This window comes from Pseudomonas lalucatii (genome assembly GCF_018398425.1).
GTDB classification, from domain to species: domain Bacteria; phylum Pseudomonadota; class Gammaproteobacteria; order Pseudomonadales; family Pseudomonadaceae; genus Aquipseudomonas; species Aquipseudomonas lalucatii.
Genome location: NZ_JADPMV010000002.1, coordinates 824,720 through 849,338, shown reverse-complemented (window position 1 = coordinate 849,338; position 24,619 = coordinate 824,720). Strand labels below are relative to the sequence as shown.

The following is a 24,619-nucleotide window of genomic DNA, read 5'->3' as shown; positions in this document are numbered from 1 at the left end:
GTAGGCCGTTGCCGGCCAGCCGGGTAAGCTTGAGCTTTCCCCACGCGACACGGAGCCAGTCATGCACGAGTTGATCCTGCACCATTACCCGACCTCGCCGTTCGCCGAGAAGGCCCGCCTGATGCTGGGCTTCAAGCAGCTGTCCTGGCGTTCGGTGATGATTCCACCGCTGATGCCCAAGCCGGACCTGACCGCGCTGACCGGCGGCTACCGCAAGACCCCGGTGCTGCAGGTCGGTGCCGATATCTACTGCGATACGGCGCTGATCGCCCGGCGCCTGGAGGCGGAGAAGGCGACCCCGGCGCTGTTCCCCGAGGGCCAGGAGTTCAATGTCGCGACCCTCGCCCAGTGGGCCGACTCGGTGCTGTTCCAGCATGCGGTGAGCCTGGTGTTCCAGCCCGAGTCCATCGCCGTGCGCTTCGCCAGCCTGCCGCCGGAGTTTCTCAAGACCTTCGTCGCCGACCGTACCGCCCTGTTCAGCGGCGGCCAGGCCACCCGCCTGCCGCTGGAGCAGGCCAAGCACCAGTGGCCGGCCCTGATGGCGCGCCTGCAGCAGCAGCTGGCCCGGGAACAGGGCGACTTCCTGTTCGGCGAGCCCTCGCTGGCCGACTTCGCCGTGGCCCATCCGCTGTGGTTCCTGCGCGGCACGCCGGTGACCGCCCCGCTGGTCGACGACTATCCGGAGATCGCCGCCTGGCTGGCGCGAGTGCTGGGCTTCGGCCACGGCTCGCTCAGCGAATTGAGTGGCGAGGCGGCCATCGCGGTGGCGCGCGAGGCGGCGCCTGCGGCATTGCCGGAGGAGGACTTCGTCGATCCCAATGGCTTCCAGGCTGGACAGCGGGTGGCGATCGCCGCGGTCGACTACGGCGTCGACCCGGTCGAGGGCGAGCTGCTGTTCTGCGGCGGCGAGGAGCTGATCCTGCGCCGCGAGGATCCGCGCGCCGGCTGTGTGCATGTGCACTTCCCCCGTCTGGGCTTCCGTATCGAGGCGCGCTAGCAAGTCAGTCCGGCTCGGCCTGGCGCAGGCGCGGCAGCTGCCTGGCCAGGTTGCGGAAATGCGCCAGGCTCTCGTAGCAGAGCACGACCTCGGCGCCGTTGCGGCTGTACCAGGCGTCTGCCGCCCCGCAGTTGCTCAGGCGCAGGGTCAGTGGCCGGGGCAGTCGGTAGGCCTGGCTGACGCGCTCGGCGATGGCCTCCACCAGCCCGGACCCGCGCACCCACTCGAGCAGCCGGGGGCCGTCCTTGAGGCGCGTGCTGGGCGGGTCGTAGAGCACCCGCAGGCGATGCTCGGGCGGCGTGCCGGGCGGCCGTCCGTGCTGCGCCTCGACCCAGGCCAGCGCCCGGCGCACCTGGGCGTACTCCTGATCGCAGTACAGTGCCCGCTCCACCGGCAGGCCGGTGAGGTGCGGCACCCATTCCAGCTCATCCGGGTCGCTGCCGTAGATCAGACAGGCCAGGTTGTAGAAGCGCTGGGCGTCCAGGCCGTGGCTGTCCCAGGGATGCACCTCCTCGTTGTCCGGCTTCGGCCGCTGCCACTCCAGGCGCCAGTAGTCGGCGACATCCAGCAGCTTGGCGTAGAAGCCGGCGTCGCGGTGGCGGTCGTAGGAGAGGAACAGGCTGATGAAGCCCAGCTGGTCGGCGGCGTCCTCCTCGCGGCCGAGTACCGGCAGCTGGAGCTCGGCGATCAGCAGATGGCCCATCTCGTGCAGCAGGGTGAACTCGGCGTTGGCGGTGACGAAGCGGGCCTCGTTCGAGTGCAGGGCCGCGGCGGGGGGCGTGCTCTGCGCCGGACTGCCGTCGGCCAGCAGCACCAGTGCGCACAGGCACAGGGCCCGCGCCTCAGGCCAGGCGCCCATGGTACCGGGGCCGGAGGGGGTGGAGGCCCGGGCGGGAGGCGCCGGGCCGGTCGGATTCACGCATATCGGCACCTCGGAAACTGCGCTGGTGCCTGTTTGACTTTAGCAGCTGGCGGGCGAAGGGCCGCCGGCGCGGGCCCTCAGTCCTTGCGGCGCTTGAGCTGATCGGTCAGCTGGGTCGGCAGGTTGCGGATGATCAGGGTGTCCTGGGCCTCGTCGTACTCGATCTTCGAGCCGAGCAGGTGCGACTCGAAGCTGATCGACAGGCCTTCGGCACGCCCGGTGAAGCGGCGGAACTGGTTCAGGGTGCGCTTGTCCGGCGGGATCTCCGGCGACAGGCCGTAGTCCTTGTTGCGGATATGCTCGTAGAAGGCCTGCGGGCGCTGCTCGTCGATCAGCCCGGACAGCTCCTGCAGGGTCATCGGCTCGCCCTGCTTGGCCTGGCTGCTGGCGTAGTCGACCAGGGTCTTGGTCTTTTCCCGGGCCGACTCCTCCGGCAGGTCCTCGCTCTCCACGAAGTCGCTGAAGGCCTTGAGCAGGGTGCGGGTCTCCCCCGGGCCGTCGACGCCTTCCTGGCAGCCGATGAAATCGCGGAAGTACTCCGAGACCTTCTTGCCGTTCTTGCCCTTGATGAAGGAGATGTACTGCTTGGAGTGGGCATTGTTGCGCCACTCGGAGAGGTTGATGCGCGCCGCCAGGTGCAGCTGGCCGAGGTCCAGGTGCTTGGCCGGGGTCACGTCCAGCGCCTCGGTCACCGCCACGCCCTCGCTGTGGTGCAGCAGGGCGATGGCCAGGTAGTCGGTCATGCCCTGCTGGTAGTGGGCGAACAGCACGTGGCCGCCGACCGACAGGTTGGACTCCTCCATCAGCTTCTGCAGGTGCTCGACGGCCTGGCGGCTGAAGGCGGTGAAGTCCTGGCTGTCGTCTAGGTAGGCCTTCAGCCAGCCGCTGAACGGAAAGGCGCCGGATTCCTCGTGGAACAGGCCCCAGGCCTTGCCCTGCTTGGCGTTGTAGCTCTCGTTGAGGTCGGCGAGCAGGTTCTCGATGGCCTGGGAGGCGCCCAGCTCGGTGTCGCGGGCATGCAGCACGGCGGGGGAGCCATCGGGCTTCTTGTCGATCAGGTGGACGATGCAGTGACGGATCGGCATGGCGGTACTCTTGGCAAGCCTCGGCGGTGAACGGGTACAGGGGGGCGCCGCGGGTGGCGGCGGCGCACGGGTGCCGCGCAGTTTACCCGAGTGTCCCGGCCTGGGTCGCCCGTCGCCGCTGCAAGGTCTGCAGGCGCTCGATCACGTAGCGCAGGTGCATGTGCAGCTCGTACAGCTCGTTGGAGTAGGACAGCGGCACCTCGACCTTGGCCAGCTCGTCCTGCAGCTGTTCCAGGCGCTCGATCTCGCTGCCCAGGCGTTCGGGCAGGGTGCCGGCGTCCAGCTGCCGGTCGATCTCGCGCAGGTACTTGTACCAGCGGTAGATGCGCGCGCGGATGCGCCAGCGATAGAGCGGGCCGACCGCCTTGAGCAGCGGCACCAGCACCACGATCAGCGGGATCAGCAGGATGATGTAGCGATCGGCCAGGGAGGCGATGCGAAAGGGCAGGAAGCGCTGCAGCAGCGGCAGGCCGTTGCTGTAGTAGTGGGCGGCGTCTGCGGACAGTTCGAAGGTGCGCGGAGCGGCGCTGGGGAAGGTGCCGGCCGGGTCGAGCAGGCTGCCGTTCTTCATCACCTCGCGGCTGGCCTCGAGCAGCAAGGGTACCAGGCCGGGGTGGAAGTCCTGGTTGACCACCAGGGTGGCCATCGGGGAGAGGGTGATGGTGGTCTGCGGCGGGCTGTTGCGCGCCAGGTTGAGCAGGCCCTCGTCGATGGTCACGCGCTTGAAGAAGGGCAGGCGCGCCTCGTAGGCGGCGGCGCGGCGGAAGTTGGCCAGGCGCAGGTGCGGCTCGGCGGCCAGGCGCTGCACCCGCGGGTTCTCGGCCGGGCCGACGAAGAACGCGGCGTCCAGTTCGCCGGCGATCAGCGCGCTGGCGGCCTGGTTGCCGCCCAGGCTCTGCCAGCCGGCGGGGTAGTCTGGCGCGACGATGGCGTTGGCCGCGAGGATCGCCTCGCTGGCCGCGCGGGTGCCGCTGCCGGGCCGGCCCAGGGCCAGGCGCAGCGGCCGCAGGTCGGCGATGCGGTCGAGGGCGATGCCCTCGCGGTAGAACAGCCACAGGGGCTCCTGGTAGACCGCGCCCAGGCTCTGCAGGCGGCCGCGCTCGACGGCGTCGAGCTGGTGCTCCAGGCCGCTCTGCACCAGGGCGATCTGCACCTCGGGACGCGCGGCCAGCAGGCGCTCGAGGTTGTCCCTGGAGCCGGCGCTGGGCACCAGGCTCAGCTCGAAGCCCTGCTTGGCCAGCTCGGCCTTCAGCTTTTCGGCGAACAGCCGGTAGTTGCCCCCCGCTGCGCCCGTGGCCATGCTGGCGTGCATCGGCGGCGGCGGCGCGACGAAATAGAACACGGCGCCGACCAGCGCGGCGATCACCGGGACCAGCCACAGGTTGGCCAGCAGCATGATCTTCAGGTCTTTGAGTACGCGGCGCATGGGGCTTCCTTTCGGCGGGGTCGCCCCAAGCATAGAGCCAGGCGGCCCCCGCGGTCACCCCGCGCGGCCCGCACACGGCCGTGGCCTAGGGCTGCGGCGGCGTCTCACCCAGGCCTTTGCGCGGGCGCAGGTTGCGCGCGCTGTCCACTGCCGCGAGAAACGCCAGCAGGCCCAGGGCATACCAGGCGTCGAGGCCGAGCATCGCCAGCACCAGGGTGCAGAGCAGGGTGCTGAAGGCGGCCAGCCAGCGCCACGGCCCCTCGAGCAGCAGCCAGCCGGCGGCCATGCTCAGCAGGTAGATCAGCACGAAGTTGCCGTTGGCGTAGCGGATCAACTGGTCCAGCGACAACGCCAGGCTCCAGGCCAGGATCGCGCACAGGGCGCAGCTCAGCACCACCAGCAGCAGGGCGCGGCCGGGCATGCCGTGGCGGTTGCGGCGGGCCAGGCCGGCCGGCAGCTTGCTCTCGTCGGCCAGGCTCCAGATCAGCCGGGCGAAGCCCTGGATATACACATTCATCGAGGCGAAACAGGCCAGGTAGCCGACCAGCGCGCTGAGCCAGCGGGCTTCGCTGCCCAGCAGCAGGTCGAGCAGGCGCGGCAGCGAGGCAGCGTCGGCGGCCAGGTCGCCGTAGGCCCGGAAACTCAGTACGGCGACCGAGCAGGCCCAGTACACCAGGCCGGCCAGCAGCACGCCGAGCAGCAGGGCCAGGGGGAAGTCGCGCTCGGGGCGCTTGAACTCCTCGCCCAGGTGGGTGAAGGCCTCGATGCCGACGAAGCACCAGAACATCACCCCCAGCGCGGCGGGGAGCAGGTGCCAGCTGCCGGCGATGGGCGGCAGCAGTGGCTGGCCGGCCAGCGGCAGCTCGCCGACCCACCAGATCAGCCCGACCGTGGCCATGATCGCCAGGGCGATGGCGCCCTGAACCAGGCCCGAGGCCCTGGCCGGGCGCTGGCCGAGCAGCAGGATGGCGCCAAGGGTGGCAAGCTGGATGGTCAGCGCCTGGGCCGGGTTGAGGTCGAACAGCGCCTGCCAGAAACCGCTGGCGATATTCAGCGCCGCCGGCAGGCCGACCGGCAGCACGGCGAGGAACAGCCAGGCGCTGAGGCGCTCCAGGCGCGGGCCGAAGGCGCGGCCGATCAGGTGCGGCGCCCCGCCGGCATGGGGAAAGCGCCGGCCCAGCTGGGCGAAGGTGAAGGCCACCGGCAGCACCAGGCCGATGAGCAGCAGCCAGGCCCACAGCGACGCCTCGCCGGCGGCGGTGGCGGCCAGGGCCGGCACGACGAAGATGCCGGTGCCGAGCAGCGATGTACTCAGCAGGCCGATGCCTTGCAGCAGACCCAGTTCTTGGTTGAGGCGGCTCATGATGTATGCTCGTGCGATCCTTTTCTGGCCCCGCCATGTTACGCCGCCTCGCGCCCCGCGACGGCTGGCGAAGCGTCGGCGTTGACCGGCAAAATGGCGGTATTGCCCGTCAATCCGTTCTTTGCGTGAGACCCTCCGAGTGGACAAGTTCGATCAACAGATCCTCGCCCTGCTGCGCGCCGACGCCCGTCTGGCCGTGAGCCAGATCGCCCGCGACGTCAACCTGTCGCGCTCGGCGGTGAGCGAGCGCATTCGTCATCTGGAACAGGCCGGGGTGATCAAGGGCTACCACGCCCGGGTCGCCGAGCCGGCGGGCGCGGCGGTCAAGGCCTATCTGGAGCTGTTCTACCAGGGCGGGCGCTGCGAGCACTACGTGGCGCGCATGCGCAGCTTCAGCGAGGTGCGCCGCTGCAGCGGCATCAGCGGCGAGACCGACATGCTGGTGTATATCGAGGCGCCGTCCATGGAGCGGCTCAGCGAGATCCGCGGGCAGATCGAAAACTTCCCCGGCATGCACAAGGTCAAGACCCACATGGTGGTCACGGATTGGCCGATGTGAGCGGCTCCATGCGCATCCTCCACACCTCCGACTGGCACCTCGGCCAGCATTTCATGGGCAAGACCCGCCAGGCCGAGCATGCGGCCTTCTGTGCCTGGCTGGTCGAGCAGGTGCGCGAGCACGGCGTCGACGCGCTGCTGATCGCCGGCGACGTGTTCGACACCGGTGCGCCGCCCAGCTATGCCCGCGAGCAGTACAACCGCTTCGTCGTCGAGTTGAGCGGGACCGGCTGCGCGCTGGTGGTGCTCGGCGGCAACCACGACTCGGTGGCCATGCTCGGCGAGAGCAAGACCCTGCTGGAGCGCCTGGGTACCCGGGTGATCCCCGGCGTATGCACGGACCTCGGCGAGCAGCTGCTGGTGCTCGAGCGCCGCGATGGCCGGCCCGGCGCCATTCTCTGCGGCATCCCCTTCATTCGTCCGCGGGACGTGCTGCTGAGCCAGGCCGGGCAGAGCGCGGCGGACAAGCAGGGCGCCCTGCAGCAGGCGATCCAGGCGCACTACCGCGACCTCCACGCCCTGGCCGAGACCAGGCGCGAGGAGCTGGGCGGCGCGCTGCCGATCATCGCCACCGGCCATCTGACCACGGTCGGCGCCAGCGCCAGCGAGTCGGTTCGCGAGATCTACGTCGGCAGCCTGGAGGCCTTCCCCACCAGCGCCTTCCCGCCGGCCGCCTATATCGCCCTGGGCCACATCCACCGGCCGCAGAAGGTCGGCGGCCTGGAGCATATCCGCTACTGCGGCTCGCCGATTCCCTTGAGCTTCGACGAGGCCCGCCAGCAGAAGGAAGTGCTGCTGGTCGAGCTGGACGGCGACGGCCTGGGTGCGGTACGGGCGCTGCCGGTGCCGCGCTTCCAGGCGCTGCTGTCGGTGGCCGGCTCGCTCAAGGAACTGGAGCAGGGGATCGCCGAGGCGGCCGCCCAGGGCAGCGTCGAGCGGCCGGTGTGGCTGGAGGTGCGGGTCAGCGGTGACGACTACCTGAGCGACCTGCAGCAGCGGGTCGCCGCCCTGTGCGAGGGCCTGCCGGTGGAGGTGCTGCGCATCCGCCGCGAGCGCGGTTCGGCCGGCCCGGGCCTGCGCGTCCAGGCCCGCGAGACCCTGGACGAGCTCAGCGTCGAGGAGGTGTTCGCCCGGCGCCTGCAGCACGAGCAACTGGACGAAGCTGACGCGCAGCGGCTGCAGGGACTTTATCGCGAGGTATTGGAAACGGTGCAGAGCGAGCGTGATTGAGCCCTAGCCCAACGGGCTCTGCACGCCTGCAAAGGCCTGGCCCAACACATGGGTATAGATCTGTGTAGTGCGCACGTCGGCGTGGCCCAGCAAGGTTTGCACCGTGCGGATATCGCTGCCGCGGCGCAGCAGCTCGGTGGCAGAGCTATGGCGGAAGGTGCGGCAGCCGGCCGGCTTATGCAGGCCGGAACGCCGCACCGCCTGTTTTACCGCCTTCTGGGAGCTGACATGGATGTGATGGCGCACCAGCGTGCCGTCCTCATCCATGCACAGGCCGGTGGCGGGGAACAGCCACTGCCACTCGAACGAGCGGGCCGCATTCGGGTACTTGCGCGGCAGCGCAAAGGGCAGGCTGACAGGGGGCTGATAGAAACTGTCCTGCTGCTTCCAGGCCTCGAACATGCGCTGCCTGCGCTCCAGCAGAGGAGTCATCAGCGAGGACGGCAGCAAGGTGGTGCGATCCTTCTGGCTCGCAATCAAGGCGCGACTGGGGAAGGCTGGTTACTCTTGCCCCGTACTCGGTAGTGACCATAAACCAAACCAAGACTTATCAGCGCTGGCAAAGTCACCCCGGCAAAGTCCACGATCAGGTATTGGGGGCCGCACAGGCCCACCGCGACTTCCCATACGTGGAAGATCGCGTGGCCGACCAGCCAGGCGGTGGGTAGCCACCACAGCAATAGTCGATACCGGCTGTCCACGGCGCCATAGACAAAAGCCACGCCCATCAGCAGGTACTGGATTCCGATGTCCCGTAGAAAGTGCTGATTGAACAATCCCCTCACCGGCACGCCGGGCACGCTCCAATACCAGGATTCGGGCGCGACCAGCATAAACAGGCCGTTCGCAAGCGAGGCCAGTCCAAGTACCACAGCCGTCCCGGTAATCAGTTGCTTAACCATGCTGTGCCTCCGTCGACCGGCTGGGTACCAGAGTGTGATCGTGGATCTGGACACGGCTGCAGGCATGTCCGTACCCCAAGGTGTATTTCAATGCCGGGTAGACCCGGGAGGCGCTGATGCTGTAGGCGATGGCGATCAGCCCTTTGGTGCCCCACAGGGCGCGGATCTGTTCCCGCAGCTCGTCCGCTTCCGGGTTGTGGGCCAGCACCAGTTCGGCAAAGCGGACCACCAGGGCGGTGTGCTCGGGCAGGCTGTTCAAGTCCATATTCACCATGGCGCGGACTCGATCCGGGCTCACCTTGGCTTCCAGCGCCATGTTCACCACCAGTTGGGTGCAGGGCCCGCAATCGTCCCAGATGATTGCGCGTATCCGGGCGGCAAACAGCGGCTCCGCGGGCATCTTCGCGGAATGCGCGGCCATCACCTGAAAGCCCAGGTATTTCATGAAGGCCGGCAGGTCGGTTTGCAGGATTTCCTGCAGGTAGCGAACGTCGTAGTCGTATCGCCGGTGCATGGCCATCAGCATCCTGTTGAAGAGATATCGGATCATGTTGGTAGCCTTCTTTGATGGAGGGTTTAGGCGTTAGACGAATCGGCGCTTTGGCTTGTGGCCAGCTGTTGCGAGAGCGATACCGCGCCCAGCAGGGATTCCTTGGCCTGAACGGGGCGAAACAGCAGAAGGAAGCTCACGAAGAAGGTCGCTGCACAGTTGTAGAGCACCACTGCAAAGCTACCGCTATCGAGCAGGCTGGCGGCGAACAGGGGGCCGGAGGCCAACCCGGCATAGGCGGCCAGGCCGGCAACGGCAGACAGTCGCCCGGTGTTGTCCATGTCCGCGCTGACCGCCAGCAGGAAGGACTGCACCGCTGGCCAGGCGAAGAACAGCAGCGCCATCGCCACCACGTAGAGAGCGGTATACCGGGCGTAGCTCAACAAGACTGCGCCAGCGATCGACATGGCCATACCGGCGATCACCCAGTACAGCCGGCCAGAACGATTGCTCCTGATCACCGGCAGCATGGCGCCCAGCAGACCCAGCAATCCGGTGGCGGCTATGTATTGGCTGACCGGTTCGGCGGCCAGACCCGCATCGCGGCCGATCAGTCCCACGTAGGCCCAGATCCCACTGGCGGCAGCCTGATAGCCGAGGATTGCCGACAGCAGCAACACCGCGTTGGCGGGCAGTGGGCCGGCTGGTGCAGCTGAGGTGCTGTTTGCGGGCAGGGCGGGCAAGAACGGCAGAAAAACCAGGCTCAGGAAGGCCAGGGTGGCCATCACATAGAACACAGCGTGGGTGCCTAAGGAGGTTTCCAGACCGGGCAACAGATAGACAACAACGGACCCCAGGCTGAACTGCACGAACAGCAGAAGGCCGAACGCCCGGTCGGGGTTGTTCAAACGCGCCAGCACTGCAAACCCGATACCGACACAGAGCCCGCCCAGCACGCCGGCGCCAAAACGCCAGCCAAGCAGTATTGGGTAGTTTTCGACCCAGGCCGTGCTCAGGTCAACGATGGTCAGTAGCGCCAGAAATATCATCATGGCGTAACGCCATTGCACTCGACGTATCAGGAGGATCGCAACGGCACTGCCAAGCAGACCGCCGTACCCGTTGAGTGCGACTATCTGCCCGGCCTGGGCGTCACTGAATCCGATACCCCCTGCCAGCGCGTTAACGACACCGGGCAGGAAGTTGATATAGGCAAGGCCTGCCATGGCAATAAATGCCAGAAGGCAATAGGCCAGGGTGCTGGTGGCGGGTATTTGCTTTAACAGACGGTCTTTCAACGGTTTCTCCCAGATAGGTTGGCGGTCGGTCGCTAATCAGACGCGCCTTGAATTCTAGGTGCCTGAAAAACCGGGAGAATTGGCCTGCCGTCCCAAAGAGTCGTGAATAATGTTCACGATTCTTTGTTGCTACACTCGGCCGATGGATAAGTTACGGTCACTGGAAATCTTTATCGCCACCTGTGATGGCGGCAGTTTCGCGGCGGCGGCAAGGGCGTGTGGCAGTGATCCGTCCACCGTCAGCAAGGCCATTGGCCGCCTGGAGGCCCAGTTGGGGCTGACGCTCTTCCAGCGCTCAACCCGGCAGTTGCGGATTACCGCAGCCGGCGAGCGCTACGCTGACACGGTACGGAAGATGCTGCAGGACCTTTACGGCTGCGAGGAGGAACTCAAGCAGATCAACCGCTCACCCGGCGGCACCCTGCGTATCAGTTCTGCCGTCTGTTACGGTCACCTCTATCTGCGCCCGTTGTTGCGGGCGTTCTGCCTGCAGTACCCGGAGATCCGGCTGGAGCTTGAGATCAATGACCTGCATGTGGATATCATCGACAACGACATTGATGTGGCGCTGCGCACCGGCTACGTGAAGGACAGCCGTCTGGTGGCACGACGCCTCAGCCCAATGGATTTCCTGGTCTGCGCCTCGCCCCGGTACCTGGAGGAGCACGGTGCGCCCGGTTGCCGGGAAGACTTTCACGCGCATTCATGGATTGGCTTTCGCATCAAGGAAACCCAGCAGTTACAGCCGATCTTCCTGCCAGATGAGACGGGGGCGTACTTGCCCTATGACCTGGAACGCCGTTACTTAACTGATGATGGTGAGGCAATGGCATACATGTGCGCGGACGGGCTGGGATTTGCCCAGCTGCCCCACTTCCTTGCTAAAGAGGGACTGGACAGTGGCACCCTGGTGTCGCTCTACCCATACTTCCGCCCGCCGGAACCAGGCAGCGGCGTGTTCGCCATCTACCCCAAACGCGACTACCTGCCCGCCAAGGTCCGTGTGTTCATCGACTTTCTCAGCGGCGCCCTGGCTGAACGGGGCGAAAGTGCCAACCACACCTGGGCGGAAAGCTGGGTGCCGGCTTTGGGGAAAGGGGGCAGATCAATTATTTAATATTCAATCTGCCCCCGGAAAAGAATATAGCTGGGCGGTTGCAGGAGCTGAGTGCAACCGCCTGGTATATGGACGCTCCCCACAAGCAGTGAGGAATCGCTTCTCAAGCTTGCCGTCAGTGCGGTTGCATTCGTCTATCCGGCCTGTTGTGGGCCTTATCGCCCTGGCCAATCGCTCGGCGCATGAGGGGTCTGCGCGGTCCCGGCAACAATGTCAGAATGGCCGTTTCCCGACGGTCATCGCCCCCTGACATGAAAATCCTCAGCCTGCGCCTGAAGAACCTCAATTCGCTCAAGGGCGAGTGGAAGGTGGACTTCACCGCCGAGCCCTTCGCCGGCAACGGCCTGTTCGCCATCACCGGGCCGACGGGGGCCGGCAAGACCACCCTGCTCGATGCCATCTGCCTGGCCCTGTACCACCGCACCCCGCGGATGAGCAGCCTGTCGGCCGGCGGCAACGAGCTGATGACCCGGCACACCGCCGACTGTCTGGCCGAGGTCGAGTTCGAGGTCAGGGGCGTCGGCTACCGCGCGTTCTGGAGCCAGCGCCGCGCCCGCGACAAGACCGATGGCGCGCTGCAGGCGCCCAAGGTGGAGCTGGCCGCGGCCGACGGGCAGATCCTCACCGACAAGATCAACGAGAAGTTGCGCGAGACCGAGCGCCTCACCGGCCTGGATTTCGAGCGCTTCACCAAGTCCATGCTGCTGGCCCAGGGCGGCTTCGCCGCGTTCCTCGAGGCCAGTGCCAACCAGCGCGCCGAGCTGCTGGAGGAACTCACCGGCACCGATATCTACGGGCAGATCTCCCAGCGGGTCTACGAGCGCACCAGGGCCGCGGCCAACGAACTGGAGATGCTGGAGAGTCGCGCCAAGGGCGTCGAGCTGCTCGGCGAGGAGCAGCGCGCGGCGCTCGATGCCGAAGCCGCGCGGCTGCAGGCCGAGGAGGCGACGCTCGGCGAGCGCCAGCAGCAGCTGCAGGCGCAACGCCGCTGGCGCGAAGAGCTGGCCCGTGCCGAGCAGCAGCAGCGCCACAGTGTCGAGCGCGAGCAGCAGGCGCGCCAAGCCCTGGACGATGCCGCGCCGCAGGTGCAGCGCCTGGTGGCGAGCGAGCCGGCGACGCGCCTGCAACCGCTGCATCGGGCCTGGCAACAGGCTCGCGAGGATCTGCAGCAGGCTCAGCTGCGCCTGGAAGACATCCACCGCCAGCAGCAGGACTGCGTCGTGCTGACCAGCCGCAACCTGTGGCAGGCCAGCCAGTATGCCGCCCAGCTCGCCGGCCGGCGACAGGCCGGCGCGGCGGCGCTGGCCGAGCAGCGCCACCAGGTGCAGGCGCGCCTGGGCCGGCAACCGCAGCGTGGGCGCCTGGGCGAGTTGCTCGGCGGCTGGCGCGCCGAGTTCGCCCAGCGCCGGCAACTGGCGGAGCAGACGGCGGCGGCGCAGCGGCAGGTGCAGGACGCCGCCGCCGCTGGCGAGGCCTTGAGGGGCCAGCTGAGCCAGCAAGGCGAACGGCTCGCCCAGGCCCAGCGCGAGCTGCAGGCCGCCCGCGAGGCTGAAACCCAGCAGCAGGCTGCCCTGCAGGCGCTGCTGCGGGGCGCCAGTGAGGCGGGCTTGCGGGATCAGTGGCAACGCTTGCAGCAGCAGGGGCGGGCCCTCGACCGCCTGGAACAGCTGGCGCGTGCCCAGGAACAGGTGCAGAGCCAGCTCGCCGCGCTGCAACCGCAACTGGCCGAGCTGGGCCAGCGCCGGGCGGCCAAGGATGCCGAGCTAGGGGCGCTGCGCGAGCGCTACAAGGACCTCAAGCAGCAGGTCGCCGACAAGGAGCGGCTGCTGCTGCAGGAGCAGCGCATCCAGGCCCTGGAGGCCTATCGCGCCCAGCTGCAGCCCGGCGAGGCCTGCCCCCTGTGCGGCGCCGTCGAGCATCCGGCGATCGCCAGCTACCAGGCGCTGGACGTTTCCGTCACGCAACAGCAGTTGACCGAGCGGCGCGAGGCCCTGGCGCTGCTGGAGGCGAACGGCGTGGCCTTGCGTGACGAACTGGCCCGCCTCGTGGCCCAGGCCGAACAGGCGAGTACGCGCTGCGCCGAGGCCGAGGCCCAGGGCCGGCAGCTGGACGCCGACTGGCAGCGCCAGGTGGCCGAGCAGGGCTTGGCGCTGAGCGCTGCCGCGGAGTTGCCGGCGGAGCTGCGCGCCCATGAGCAGGCGCTCGGCGAATTGCAGGAGCGCTTGTCCGCCGTCGAGGCCTGCCAGGCCGAGGTGCAGCGGGCTGCCCGTCTGCGTGAGTCCTGCGAAAAGGCCTGGGCCGCGGCCGAGGGGCAGCAGGCCCTGGTGCAGCGCGACCTGGACAATGCCGGCCAGCGCCGACTCGAGCAGCAGCAGCGTCTGCAGCAGCTGGGGCAACAGGCCGCGGCCCAGGCCGCCGCGCTGTTGGCCAGCCTCGCCGGCTTTGCCGCGGTGCTGCCGGAGGACGGCGAAGCCTGGCTGGCCGAGCACGAGCGGCAGTGGCAGCAATGGCAGCAGGACCAGCAGCGTGACCAGCAGCTGCAGGACGAGGAGCGCGAAGCCCGTCGCCTGCAGCAGGAGGCCGAGGCCCTGGCCGCGCAGTGGCGGGCGCGCTGGCAGGCCAGCGGTGCGCCGCAGCAGGCGCCGCCGGATGACGCCGAACACCCGCTGCAGGCCCTGCAGGCGGCCGAGGCGGCGCTGGCCCAGGGGCAGCGTCAGGCCGATGCCCTGCACGGCCAGGCGCAGGGCCAGGCCACGCAACTGGAGCAGGCGCAGCGGCGCCTGGCCGAGAGCGCAGATGCCTGGTCCCGTGCGCTGCAGGCCAGCCCCTTCGCCGACCTCGAGGCGTTCCGCGCTGCCCTGCTGGACGACCAGGAGCGCCAGCGCCTGGGCGAACTCAAGCGCCGTCTGGACACCGCGCTGACCGAGGCCGCCGCCCTGCGCCTGGCCGCCGAGCAGCAGCTGCAGCGCCTGTGCGCCGAGCCACTCGGCAGCCTGGCGTTGCGCGAGCTGGACGAGCAGCTGCAGGCCCTGGCGGCGCAGCTGAAGCGCCTGAACGAGCGCCGGGGCGAGATCCGCGCCCAGCTGCAGGGCGACGATGCGCGCCGCCAGGGCCAGCAGGCGCTGTTCGCGGCGATCGCCGACAAGCGAGCCGACTACGACCTGTGGCAGCAGCTCAACGGCCTGATCGGCTCGGCGGACGGCGCCAAGTACCGCCGCTTCGCCCAGGGCCTGACCCTCGATCACCTGGTCTACCTGGCCAACCAGCAGCTGCAGCGCCTGCACGGGCGCTACCAGCTGGCGCGCAAGGGCGACGGCGAGCTGGAGCTGGCGGTGATCGACACCTGGCAGGCCGATGTGGCCCGCGACACCCGCACCCTGTCCGGCGGCGAGAGCTTCCTGGTCAGCCTGGCCCTGGCCCTGGCGCTGTCCGACCTGGTCAGCCACAAGACCAGCATCGACTCGCTGTTCCTCGACGAGGGCTTCGGTACCCTCGACGGCGAGACCCTGGAGGTGGCCCTGGACGCCCTCGACAGCCTCAACGCCAGCGGCAAGATGATCGGCGTGATCAGCCACGTCGAGGCGCTGAAGGAGCGCATCCCGGTGCAGCTCAAGGTGTACAAGGCCGTGGGCATGGGCTACAGCGGCCTGGAGCGGCGCTTCGCCCGGTAGGCCGCGGCCCGGGCGAACGCGGGCCTAGGAGGGGGAGGGCGTGCAGCGCGGCCGCGGCAGCCACTCCGGGCTGTGCTCCAGCAGGTCGTTGTCGACCTTGAAGGCGTGCCAGTCGAAGCTCCGGGCGAAGGGGGCGATCTGCTCCGCCGGCAGCGGGCGGGCGATCAGGTAGCCCTGCATCCAGTCGCTGCCGACCGCGTGCATGTTGCAGAACTGCTCGGCCGACTCGATGCCCTCGGCGATGACCTTGAGGCCGAGGCGTTGCGCCAGTGCGGTGATCGTATGGCAGATGGCCAGGCCCTGCGGGGTGCCGGTGTCGATGACGAAGCTGCGGTCGATCTTCAGCACGTCCAGCGGCAACTGGCGCAGGTAGCTGAGCGAGGAATAGCCGGTGCCGAAGTCGTCCAGGGCCACCTTGACCCCGGTCTTGCGCATCTCCTGCAGCAGGCGGACGTTGGCCTCCGGGTGCTGCATCAGCATCGACTCGGTCAGCTCCAGGGTCAGCGCCTCGGGGGCGATGCCGGCATCGCGGATGGTGTTCTGCAGCGACTCGACGAACCCCGCCTGGGCCAGCTGTTTGACCGAGACGTTGACGCACAGCTGCTTGATCGGCGAGTGGCTGTCCTGCCAGGCCTTGAGTTGCCGGCAGGCACTCTCCAGGACCCACTGGCCGACCTCCAGGACCAGCCCGGACTGTTCCAGCAGGGCGATGAAGTGCGCCGGGTAGATCAGCCCCAGGGTCGGGTGCTGCCAGCGCAGCAGTGCCTCGACGCAGTCGATCTGGCCGTTGGCCAGGTTCAGCTCCGGCTGGTAGTGCAGGGTGAACTGATGCAGTGCCAGGGCCGAATGCAGGTCGGTGAGCAGCTGCAGGCGCTGGCGCGAGGTGTCGTCGAGGTCCTGCTGGAACACCACCGTCTGCCCGCGCCCCTGGCGCTTGGCCAGGTACATCGCCGCGTCGGCGCTGCGCAGCAGCAGCGGGCCGTCGCGGCCGTGCTCCGGGTAGAGGGCGATGCCGATGCTGGCGTGTACGTAGATCTGCTCCTGGCCCAGCACTATGGGGGCGCGCAGGCTGGCCTGCAGGCGCTCGGCGATGCCCAGGACCTGCTCCAGGCAGGGTTGCTCCGGCAGCAGCACGAGGAACTCGTCGCCGCCCAGGCGGCCGACCATAGAGGCGTTGGCCTCCAGCGGCTCGGCCCCCGTGTGCAGCTGCAGCAGCCAGTCGGAGGCGCGCAGACTCTCGACGAAGCGCTGCGCCACCTCGATCAGCAGGCGGTCGCCGACCTGGTGGCCGAGGCTGTCGTTGACCTCCTTGAAGTCGTCCAGGTCGATCATCAGCACGGCGTACTGGCTGCTGGCCGAGGGCTGGCGGTCGAGGGCGTTGGCCAGGTGCTCGGCGACCAGGCGGCGGTTGGGCAGGCCGGTCAGGGCGTCGTAGTTGGCCATCTGGGTGAGGGTGCGGGTCGAGCGCCGCTGCACCGCGAAGACCCGTTCCACCGCCAGGCCCAGGGCGGCCAGCAGCAGGCTCAGCAGCCCCAGGCGTTGCCACATTTCCCGCTGGATGGGGGCGATGGCCCGGTCGAGGTCGGCCGCGGTCTTGTAGCGGTGCAGGCGCCAGTCCGAGGCATAGGGCAGGCTGACGCTCTGTTCCAGATGGATGGCGGCCTGCTCCTGGCCGGCGAGCAGACGCGGCAGGCTGGTGCTGCGCCTGTCCATGATGCGGTCGCCGGTGGTGCGGTTCTCCAGCACGTATTCGGCCGCCGGACTCTGCAGGTCGGTGCGGTGCCGGGCCAGGATGGCCCGGTCGAGAGCGGTGATGGGCAGGCGCGGCCAGCCCAGCAGCGCAGCCTCCAGCACGTTGGCCCGGAGTACGGCGGTGACCAGCCCCTTGAACGCCTTGCTGGACTGGTCGTAGATGGGCACGGACAGCAGCAGGCCATGGCTGTCGCGTTCGTCGCCCTCGGCCAGGGAGGTGTACTGGGAGTTGTCGCAGGTGCGCAGCAGGGCCGAGGTCACCGCGGCTATGCCCTGCGGCGCCTCGGCCGGCAGCAGCGGCGCATGCCGGCGCAGGTGGTCGAGCTGGCGCACGTACTCGGCATACTCGGCGGCCTCGTATTCCTCGGGCTCGTCGGCCTCGTGGGTGGGGTGCGCCTCCTTGGCAAGATCGATGCGCTCGAGCAGGACCTCGTCGTACATCAGGAAGGGCACCTGGCCCTGCTCCGGCGCGAAGCCGTCGTAGACCAGGTAGATCTCCGAGACTTCGATATCGGAGGCGATGTGGTTGTACAGCTGCTGGATGATGGTGGCGTCATCGCCGCTGAAGTAGCCCTGCTCGACGACGTCTTCCTCGGCGCTGGCGCGATTGTGCGGAGCCGTGGCACGCACCGCGGGCAACAGCGAGATGGTCTTGATGGTCAGGTAGGTACGCTCGAGCATGCCGGCCAGCGTGTCGGCCATGGCCCGGGTTTCGATGCCCATTTCCTTGCGGATCTTCGTTTCGGTGCTGGCCGCCATCTGCTGGGCATCGCGGTAGATCACCAGCAGGCCGAGCAGCCAGAGCAGCACGAAGCCCGCACTGATCGAGTACTTGCGCCATTCGTGCAGACGGCGCTGCGGGTGGGCTGCCGGTTTTGGGCGAGCGGGCTTACTGCTCATAGACCCAGCCACTCCTTGTACCTGTAAGGCTAAATGGAAACGCTCCGAGCCGCGTACGGGGTCTGTCGGCGGCACTGCTTTCGACGCGAGGTCGCCATGATGGCGGCATCTGGCCATCAGAACTTATAGCTTAGATACCGCTGGAGTGGCGCGCCTGGGGTATGAACGGTGCGCTGCGGCGCTGGCCGGCAGTCCGCTGTTCCGGCACAGCCGCTGCCGGTAGGCCTGAGGTGGCCTGTTTGCGGGGCGCCGGCCAGGCGTCGGACGGTGGCCGGCGCTGGGCGCGGCTAGGGGGTGGCGGCCAGGAAGCGCAGGACCACCCCGGCGAGCGCTTCGCCCAGGTCCTCCTGGAGAAAGTGGCCACCGCCGACCAGCGTGGTGTGGTCTTGCCCCTGGGCACCGGGGATCAGCTTGTGCATCAGCCGATCGCCGCCGGCGGTGATCGGGTCGCTGTCGCTGAAGGCCGTCAGGAACGGCTTGCGCCATTGCCTCAGGACGCTCCAGGCCGCGCGGTTCTTGGCCGCGGTGGGGTCGTCCGGGCGGGTCGGCACCAGCAGCGGGAACTGGCGGGCGCCCTCCTTGTGGCGCTCGTCCGGGTAGGGGGCGTCGTAGGCGTCGAGCACGGCCTGGGGCAGGGACGTCACGGTGCCGCTGTTGAGCACCCCGCTGGCGGGGAACACCGGCACCTCCTGGGAGAGCTTCTGCCACTTGCGGAAGGCCTCGCCGGGCGCCTGGTCGCCGGTCGGCAGCATGGTGTTGGCGGCCACCACCCGGGCGAAGCGCTCGGGGTTCTCCGCGACCAAGCGCAGGCCGATGAGGCCGCCCCAGTCCTGGCAGACCAGGGTGATGTCCGTGAGCTGCAGGCCCTCGAGCAGGGCCTGCATCCAGTCGACGTGGCGCTGGTAGCTGTAGTCTTCACGCCGGGTCGGCTTGTCGGAGCGGCCGAAGCCGACCAGGTCGGGGGCGACGACCCGGTGGCCGGTGGCGACCAGCAGCGGGATCATCTTGCGGTACAGGTAGCACCAGGACGGTTCGCCATGCATCAGCAACAGCGGCGCGGCGTCGCGGGGCCCTCGTCGAGGTAGTGCAGGCGCAGCCGGCCGCCCTCGCCGTCGGCGATCTGCAGGTAGTGGGGGGCGAAAGCGTAGCCGGGCAGATCGGCGAAGCGGCTGTCCGGGGTGCGCAGGCATTCCATGGGGGTTCCTCCGGGTGGCTGGGAGGATCAGCCTGGAACCGAGGGCCGCGGCTGAACAGCGTGGCGCGGTCCATGAATACCCTGCCATCAGCGGCGGCGCCGCTCGCCGCCCGGGCTTGCCCATGGCCTGCCGGCCCGGGCAACGCCATACTGGGGGCGATGCGCGCTCGTCCGGCGCACGCCCTCCTTGCGCACAACTGGAGCCGCCGTGGTCAGCGTCATTTTCGTCAACAGCCTGGTGGTGGTCGCCGCGGTGGTCATCCATTACGAGTTCCTCTCGCGCCTGACCGTGCTGCTGCCGCGGCTGCGCATCCGCCAGCGCCTGCGCATCGTGCTGGGCGTCTGCGGCGCGCTGGTGGCCCATGCGGTGGAGGTGTGGCTGTTCGCCTTCGCCTACTTCTTCATGCACAACGCCGAGGGTTGGGGGTGGCTGGCGGGCAGCTTCGACGGCAGCCTGCTGGACTGCGTGTATTTTTCCTTCACCACCTTCACCACCCTGGGCTTCGGCGATATCCAGCCCTACGGGGTGGTGCGCTACCTGACCGGCATCGAGGCGCTGACCGGCCTGGTGCTGATCACCTGGACGGCGTCCTTCCTGTTCGTGGAAATGCAGCGCTACTGGGGCGCCCGCTAGACGGCGTCCCTGGACGCAGGCGCTGGCTACTGCCAGCGGCTGTTGCGCCAGTCTCGCTGCTGCTCGGGGTCGAGGAAGGTCCAGGCGACGAAGCGGCTCTGCTTCTGCCCCTGGGCCATTTCCACGGTGTGGACCTGCAACGCGCCGGCCCGCTGCAGCGCGGCGTGGACGCCGGGCAGATTGCCGGCCTTGGACACCAGGGTGCTGAACCACAGCACCTGCTCGGCGTGTTGCGCGCTCTCCCCGATCAGGCGCGCGACGAAGGCCGCCTCGCCGCCCTGGCACCAGAGCTCGGCGGCCTGGCCGCCGAAGTTCAGCAGCGGCAACTTGCGCTTGGGGTCGAGCTTGCCCAGGTTGCGCCACTTGCGCTTGCTGCCGCTGGCCGCCTCGGCCGCCGAGGCGTGGAAGGGCGGGTTGCACAGGCTCAGGTCGAAGCGCTCGCCGGCCTGCAGCAGGCCCTGGAAGATGTGCCCGGCATCGCCCTGCTGGCGCAGTTCGATCGCGTCGCCCAGGCGGTTGGCCTGGACTATGGCCTGGGCCGAGGCGATGGCGCTGGCGGCGATGTCGGCGCCGAGGAAGCGCCAGCCGTACTCATGCTGGCCCAGCAGCGGGTAGATGCAGTTGGCACCGACGCCGATATCCAGGGCGCGTACCCGCGGGCCGCGGGGGATCGCGCCGCCGTTACCGGCGGCGAGCAGGTCGGCCAGGTAGTGCAGGTAGTCGGCGCGGCCGGGAATCGGCGGGCACAGGTAGTCCGCGGGGATGTCCCAGTGGGCGATGCCGTAGTGCTGCTTGAGCAGGGCGCGATTGAACACCTTGACCGCCGCCGGGTTGGCGAAGTCGATGCTCTGCTTGCCGTAGGGGTTGATGATCACGAACGCCGCCAGTTCCGGGCTGCTGGCGATCAGCGCGGGAAAGTCGTAGCGCCCCTGGTGGCGGTTGCGCGGGTGCAACTGGCCCTTGGCGGCCGGCTTGGGCGGGGTGGGGCGTGGCGTTCGGCGAGACATGGCATTCCGCTTGGGCGAGTGCAGGACCGGGCATTATTCACAACGACGCGTTGCTGGCTAGGGGCGCGATATTCAGCCACGTCGCCAGGTAGTCGAAGAACAGGCAGTACAGGGCGATCGGCAGCGGCAGGCCGAGCAGGGTGCCGAGCAGGTAATGGCGAAAGCGCACACCGGACAGGGCGAGGCTGTAGTTCAGCGCCGGGACGGTCTGGAACAGTATGCGCAGGGTGACGATGCTGGCCAGCGGGCGGCGGTGGAGACCGGCCAGCAGGCGTTGCGCCAGGCGGTTGTCCAGCTCGTGCAGGGCGTTGCCGCCCAGGTAGCGAATGGTGAAGAAGGTGAACACGCAGGAGGCGCAGGCGGCCAGGTAGGTGGCCAGGCCGCCGTACAGGCGGCCCAGGGCCAGCACCGCGGCGGCGAGGAACAGCCAGCCGGGAATCTGGATCAGGTTGCCCAGGGCGAACAGCAGGACGAACAGCAGCAGGCCGGCGACCGGGTGCATCAGGATCAGCTCCTGGAGCATCTGCAGGCTGAACTGCCCACGAATGCCCGAGAACTCGAACAGCAGGAACAGCGCCAGGAGGAACAGGATCACCAGCAGCAGGCGACGGGAGCTGCGCATGGCGGGTCTCCGCTTCAGGGGTAACCCAGTATGGCCTTGATCCGCGCCTGGTGGCGGGCGATCCAGGCGGGATCGATGGCGCCCCAGTCGCGGATTGCGTAGTGACCGGCGTTGTTGCGCTCGCCCGGCTCCTGGACGAAGGCGCAGTCGATGTCCAGGTCGGCCAGGGCTGCCAGGGTGTCCTGGGCGGTGCGCCGCGGCATGCCGGTGACGGCCATCAGATCCGGCACGCTGCGGGCGGCGCCGCTGTCGATCAGCCAGGCCACATAGAGGCGGCGGTAGAAGCTGCTCTTGGTCTTACTCACGTCCATCGCGTCGTGCTCCTGGCGTTTAGGGCGGTGCGCCGCGTGGCGGGTGCAGCGCGGTCCGGACCGGTCTCAGCCGAGGCTGGCGATGCCGATATAGGTGGCCGCGCCGGCCATGTAGCCGATGAAGGCCAGCCAGCTGATCTTCTTCAGGTACCAGACGAAGTTGATCTTCTCCATGCCCATGGCCGCCACGCCGGCGGCCGAGCCGATGATCAGGCAGCTGCCGCCGGTGCCGGCGCAGTAGGCGAGCATTTCCCAGAAGGTGCCGTCGACCTGGAAGTTGCTCAGCCAGCCGGCGTCGGTAGTGGCGACCGCCAGTTCCGCGGGGCTGATCAGCGGGTACATCTTCATGGCGCCGGCCACCAGCGGCACGTTGTCGACCACGGCCGACAGCAGGCCGATGGCGATGTTGATCGCGTAGATGTCGCCGAAGCCTTCGCGCAGCAGCAGCGCGACCTGGGTCAGGTGGCCGGCGCTGGCCAGGCTGGAGACCGCCAGGAGGATGCCGAGGAAGAACAGCACGCTGGTGGTGTCGATGCGGCGCAGTACGCCGACCACCGAGAGCGGGTGCTTGTCCTCGTCGTTCTTGCCGCGGTGGATGATCTCGGTGACCACCCAGAGCACGCCCAGGCCGAGCAGGATGCCCATGTAGGGCGGCAGGTGGGTGACGGTCTTGAAGATCGGCACGAACACCAGGGCGCAGATGCCGAGGATGAACACCAGGTTGCGCTCGAACGGGGTGGTCGGGTCGCGGCGCTCTTCCTCCAGCACCGTCAGCTGCGGCCGGTGGATCTCGCCCTTCAGGGTGAAGCTCAGGATCAGCAGCGGCACCAGCAGGCACACCAGGCTCGGCACGATCAGCTTGACCACGATGCCGCTGGCGGTGATCTGGTTGCCGATCCACAGCATGGTGGTGGTCACGTCGCCGATCGGCGACCAGGCGCCGCCGGCGTTGGCGGCGATCACCACGATGCCGGCGTAGAACCAGCGCTCCTTCTGCTCGGCGATCAGCTTGCGCAGCAGCGAGACCATGACGATGGTGGTGGTCAGGTTGTCCAGGGCGGCGGAGAGGAAGAAGGTGATCAGCGCCACCATCCACAGCAGGGTCACGCGCTTGTTGGTGCGGATGCGGTCGGTGATGACCTTGAAGCCTTCGTGGGCGTCGATCAGCTCGACTATGGTCATGGCGCCCATGAGGAAGAACAGGATTTCGGAGATCTCGCCGAGATGGTGGCGCAGCTCCTCGACCACATGCTGGCCGTTGTCCGGCGCACCCGCGGTGCCGTGGCCGATCAGCGGCAGGATGGCGTCGGCGCCGAGCACCAGCAGCGTCCAGCAGAGCACCGCGGTGAGGATGGCCGAGGCGGCCTTGTCGATCTTCAGCGGGTGTTCGAGGGCGATACACAGGTAACCGAGGACGAATATCAACGCCATTAACGCATACATGATCAGAATTCCAGTTCAGGGCTTTTCTTATTGGGAGTGCTCTTTCCGGGAGGAAAAATGCCGGAGGCTCTTGATGCGCCGCAGAAGATGCCTGATTTGGCCGGGAATTGGGAGGGCAATTGCGGGTTAAAGGTGCTTTCGCACGCTGTTTTTAGACGATTTGTGACTTGCAGGTCCGTGCGCAGCCCCCGTGGCGTGCGGCTTTTCGGGGGCTGCGCAGGAGATCAGGCGGCGGTTTGCGGCGCAGCGACGCGCAGCGGTTGCGGCGGGGCGATGAAGGCCAGGCCCAGGGCCAGCAGCGGCATGATCAGGTTGAAGAAGCAGAACGGCAGGTAGCTCAGGGTCGCCACCCCGAGCGTCGCCGCCATGTAGGCGCCGCAGGTGTTCCAGGGGATCAGCACCGAGGTCAGGGTGCCGCCGTCTTCCAGGGCACGGGACAGGGTCACCGGAGCCAGGCCGCGCTTGTCGTATTCCGCGCGGTACATGCGCCCGGGCAGGACCAGGGCGATGTACTGGTCGGCGGTGATGAGGTTGGTGCCGATGCTGGTGGTGATGGTGCAGGCGATCAGGCTGCTGGTGCTCCTGGCCAGGTGCAGGGTACTGTGCAGCAGGCGCTGCAGCAGGCCGAGGCGCTCCAGCACGCCGCCGAAGCACATGGCGCAGATGATCAGCCAGATGGTGGTGAGCATGCTGGCCATGCCGCCCTTGGACAGCAGGCCGTCCAGGGCCTCGTTGCCGCTGCTCGACTGGTAGCCGGCGAACAGCGCGCTCCACAGCGTCTTCAGCGGCGCCAGGGCGCCGGCGGCGGGATCGGCCAGGCGATGCATCACTTCCGGCTGGAACAGCAGCGCGAACAGCGCGCCGACCAGGGCGCCGAGGAATACCGCGGGGAAGGCCGCCCATTGGCGTACCGCCAGGAACAGCAGCAGGGCCACCGGCAGCAGCAGGTGCCAGCCCAGCTCGAACTGGCCCTCCAGGGCCTGCAGCACCGCGGCGATGCGCGCGGTGTCCTGCTCGCCGCCGGCCTGCTGGCCGAGGCCGAAGAACAGGCCCAGGGCCAGCAGCAGCGCCGGCACCGAGGTGCGCGCCATCAGGCGGATATGGGCGAACAGCTCGGCGCCGGCGGCGGCCGGCGCCAGGTTGGTGGTGTCCGACAGGGGCGACAGCTTGTCGCCGAAATAGGCGCCGGAGATGATCGCCCCGGCGGTGATCGCCGGGTCCAGGCCGAGGCCGGCGGCGACGCCCATCAGGCCGATGCCGAGGGTGCCGGCCACCGTCCAGGAACTGCCGATCGACAGGGCGGTGAGGGCGCAGATCAGGCAGCTGGTGGCGTAGAAGTACTCGGCCGAGATCAGCTTGAGGCCGAGCCAGATCATGGTCGGCACGGTGCCGGCGAGAATCCAGGTGCCGATCAGGGCGCCGACCGCCAGCAGGATCAGGTTGGCCTTCATCGCCATCTGGATGCCGGCCAGTATGCCGTCCTCGATCTGCGCCCAGCGCAGGCCGTTCTTCAGGCCGATCAGCCCGGCGACGAAGGCGGCGCTCATCAGGGCGATCTGGTTCGGCCCGCTGGAGGAGGCGTCGCCATAGAGGTAGACGGACAGGCTCAGCAGCACCATCAGCACGCCAATCGGCAGCAGGGCGTCGAGCAGGGACGGGGAGCGTGGGGCGGTCATGGCGGTACCGATAAACAGGA

Annotated in this window: 22 protein-coding genes; 6 read left to right on the top strand and 16 right to left on the bottom strand. The window is 68.3% G+C overall.

Annotation, left to right across the window (positions count from 1 at the left end):
* Positions 1–61: 61 nt before the first annotated feature.
* A complete protein-coding gene (locus tag I0D00_RS17380; RefSeq protein WP_213641069.1) occupies positions 62–997 on the top strand; it encodes a glutathione S-transferase family protein in 936 nt (311 codons plus the stop codon).
* A 4-nt stretch (positions 998–1,001) separates the two neighbouring features.
* On the opposite strand, the gene I0D00_RS17375 is transcribed toward I0D00_RS17380, so the two are convergent.
* The 4 genes from I0D00_RS17375 to yjeH form a co-directional block, all read right to left on the bottom strand.
* Positions 1,002–1,856: a DUF4344 domain-containing metallopeptidase gene (locus I0D00_RS17375; protein WP_213641068.1), complete on the bottom strand. Its 855-nt coding sequence runs from the start codon at positions 1,854–1,856 to the stop codon at positions 1,002–1,004.
* A gap of 140 nt (positions 1,857–1,996) precedes the next feature.
* A complete protein-coding gene (yejK, locus tag I0D00_RS17370; protein WP_213641067.1) occupies positions 1,997–3,004 on the bottom strand; it encodes a nucleoid-associated protein YejK in 1,008 nt (335 codons plus the stop codon).
* Positions 3,005–3,086: 82 nt separating this feature from the next.
* Positions 3,087–4,430 (bottom strand): TAXI family TRAP transporter solute-binding subunit, encoded by a 1,344-nt coding sequence (locus tag I0D00_RS17365; RefSeq protein WP_213641066.1) that lies wholly within the window; start codon positions 4,428–4,430, stop codon positions 3,087–3,089.
* Between the two features lie 85 nt (positions 4,431–4,515).
* Positions 4,516–5,793 (bottom strand): L-methionine/branched-chain amino acid transporter, encoded by a 1,278-nt coding sequence (gene yjeH, locus I0D00_RS17360; protein WP_213641065.1) that lies wholly within the window; start codon positions 5,791–5,793, stop codon positions 4,516–4,518.
* A 139-nt stretch (positions 5,794–5,932) separates the two neighbouring features.
* Here yjeH and I0D00_RS17355 point away from each other — a divergent pair, with 139 nt between their 5' ends.
* The gene (locus I0D00_RS17355; protein ID WP_213641064.1) at positions 5,933–6,352 is read left to right on the top strand and encodes an Lrp/AsnC family transcriptional regulator; all 420 of its coding nucleotides are present in this window, start codon (positions 5,933–5,935) and stop codon (positions 6,350–6,352) included.
* 8 nt (positions 6,353–6,360) lie between these two features.
* Positions 6,361–7,581: an exonuclease subunit SbcD gene (gene sbcD, locus I0D00_RS17350; RefSeq protein WP_213641817.1), complete on the top strand. Its 1,221-nt coding sequence runs from the start codon at positions 6,361–6,363 to the stop codon at positions 7,579–7,581.
* A 3-nt stretch (positions 7,582–7,584) separates the two neighbouring features.
* On the opposite strand, the gene I0D00_RS21610 is transcribed toward sbcD, so the two are convergent.
* The 4 genes from I0D00_RS21610 to I0D00_RS17330 are packed head-to-tail and all read right to left on the bottom strand — an operon-like array spanning position 7,585 to position 10,271.
* Entirely contained in the window at positions 7,585–8,031 is a 447-nt protein-coding gene (locus tag I0D00_RS21610) for a tyrosine-type recombinase/integrase (RefSeq protein WP_274611297.1), read from the bottom strand.
* A 26-nt stretch (positions 8,032–8,057) separates the two neighbouring features.
* A complete protein-coding gene (locus I0D00_RS17340; RefSeq protein ID WP_213641063.1) occupies positions 8,058–8,483 on the bottom strand; it encodes a hypothetical protein in 426 nt (141 codons plus the stop codon).
* On the bottom strand, positions 8,476–9,033 hold the full coding sequence (locus I0D00_RS17335) for a hypothetical protein (RefSeq protein ID WP_213641062.1): 558 nt from the start codon (positions 9,031–9,033) through the stop codon (positions 8,476–8,478). The genes I0D00_RS17340 and I0D00_RS17335 overlap by 8 nt, the downstream gene beginning before the upstream one ends.
* Positions 9,034–9,059: 26 nt before the next feature.
* Positions 9,060–10,271, bottom strand: coding sequence for an MFS transporter (locus I0D00_RS17330; protein ID WP_213641061.1), 1,212 nt, complete (start codon positions 10,269–10,271; stop codon positions 9,060–9,062).
* Between the two features lie 109 nt (positions 10,272–10,380).
* Between I0D00_RS17330 and I0D00_RS17325 the strand changes: the two genes are divergently transcribed.
* On the top strand, positions 10,381–11,388 hold the full coding sequence (locus I0D00_RS17325; protein WP_213641060.1) for a LysR family transcriptional regulator: 1,008 nt from the start codon (positions 10,381–10,383) through the stop codon (positions 11,386–11,388).
* Between the two features lie 251 nt (positions 11,389–11,639).
* On the top strand, positions 11,640–15,059 hold the full coding sequence (locus I0D00_RS17320) for an AAA family ATPase (RefSeq protein WP_213641059.1): 3,420 nt from the start codon (positions 11,640–11,642) through the stop codon (positions 15,057–15,059).
* A gap of 24 nt (positions 15,060–15,083) precedes the next feature.
* Here the strand turns inward: I0D00_RS17320 and I0D00_RS17315 are convergent, their stop codons facing one another.
* The 3 genes from I0D00_RS17315 to I0D00_RS21605 form a co-directional block, all read right to left on the bottom strand.
* A complete protein-coding gene (locus I0D00_RS17315) occupies positions 15,084–17,711 on the bottom strand; it encodes a putative bifunctional diguanylate cyclase/phosphodiesterase (RefSeq protein ID WP_213641058.1) in 2,628 nt (875 codons plus the stop codon).
* A 287-nt stretch (positions 17,712–17,998) separates the two neighbouring features.
* A complete protein-coding gene (locus I0D00_RS17310) occupies positions 17,999–18,754 on the bottom strand; it encodes a haloalkane dehalogenase (RefSeq protein WP_246533306.1) in 756 nt (251 codons plus the stop codon).
* Positions 18,754–18,906, bottom strand: coding sequence for a hypothetical protein (locus I0D00_RS21605; protein ID WP_246533305.1), 153 nt, complete (start codon positions 18,904–18,906; stop codon positions 18,754–18,756). The genes I0D00_RS17310 and I0D00_RS21605 overlap by 1 nt, the downstream gene beginning before the upstream one ends.
* 208 nt (positions 18,907–19,114) lie before the next feature.
* Here I0D00_RS21605 and I0D00_RS17305 point away from each other — a divergent pair, with 208 nt between their 5' ends.
* Entirely contained in the window at positions 19,115–19,540 is a 426-nt protein-coding gene (locus tag I0D00_RS17305) for a potassium channel family protein (RefSeq protein ID WP_213641057.1), read from the top strand.
* A 26-nt stretch (positions 19,541–19,566) separates the two neighbouring features.
* On the opposite strand, the gene rlmF is transcribed toward I0D00_RS17305, so the two are convergent.
* The 5 genes from rlmF to nhaC form a co-directional block, all read right to left on the bottom strand.
* A complete protein-coding gene (rlmF, locus tag I0D00_RS17300) occupies positions 19,567–20,547 on the bottom strand; it encodes a 23S rRNA (adenine(1618)-N(6))-methyltransferase RlmF (protein ID WP_213641056.1) in 981 nt (326 codons plus the stop codon).
* A gap of 37 nt (positions 20,548–20,584) precedes the next feature.
* Entirely contained in the window at positions 20,585–21,169 is a 585-nt protein-coding gene (locus I0D00_RS17295) for a VTT domain-containing protein (protein WP_213641055.1), read from the bottom strand.
* A gap of 14 nt (positions 21,170–21,183) precedes the next feature.
* Positions 21,184–21,480 (bottom strand): winged helix-turn-helix domain-containing protein, encoded by a 297-nt coding sequence (locus tag I0D00_RS17290; protein ID WP_213641054.1) that lies wholly within the window; start codon positions 21,478–21,480, stop codon positions 21,184–21,186.
* Between the two features lie 66 nt (positions 21,481–21,546).
* Complete coding sequence (gene nhaD / locus I0D00_RS17285) at positions 21,547–22,923, bottom strand: sodium:proton antiporter NhaD (RefSeq protein ID WP_213641053.1); 1,377 nt, start codon at positions 22,921–22,923, stop codon at positions 21,547–21,549.
* A gap of 224 nt (positions 22,924–23,147) precedes the next feature.
* Entirely contained in the window at positions 23,148–24,599 is a 1,452-nt protein-coding gene (gene nhaC / locus I0D00_RS17280; RefSeq protein WP_213641052.1) for a Na+/H+ antiporter NhaC, read from the bottom strand.
* Positions 24,600–24,619 lie beyond the last annotated feature (20 nt).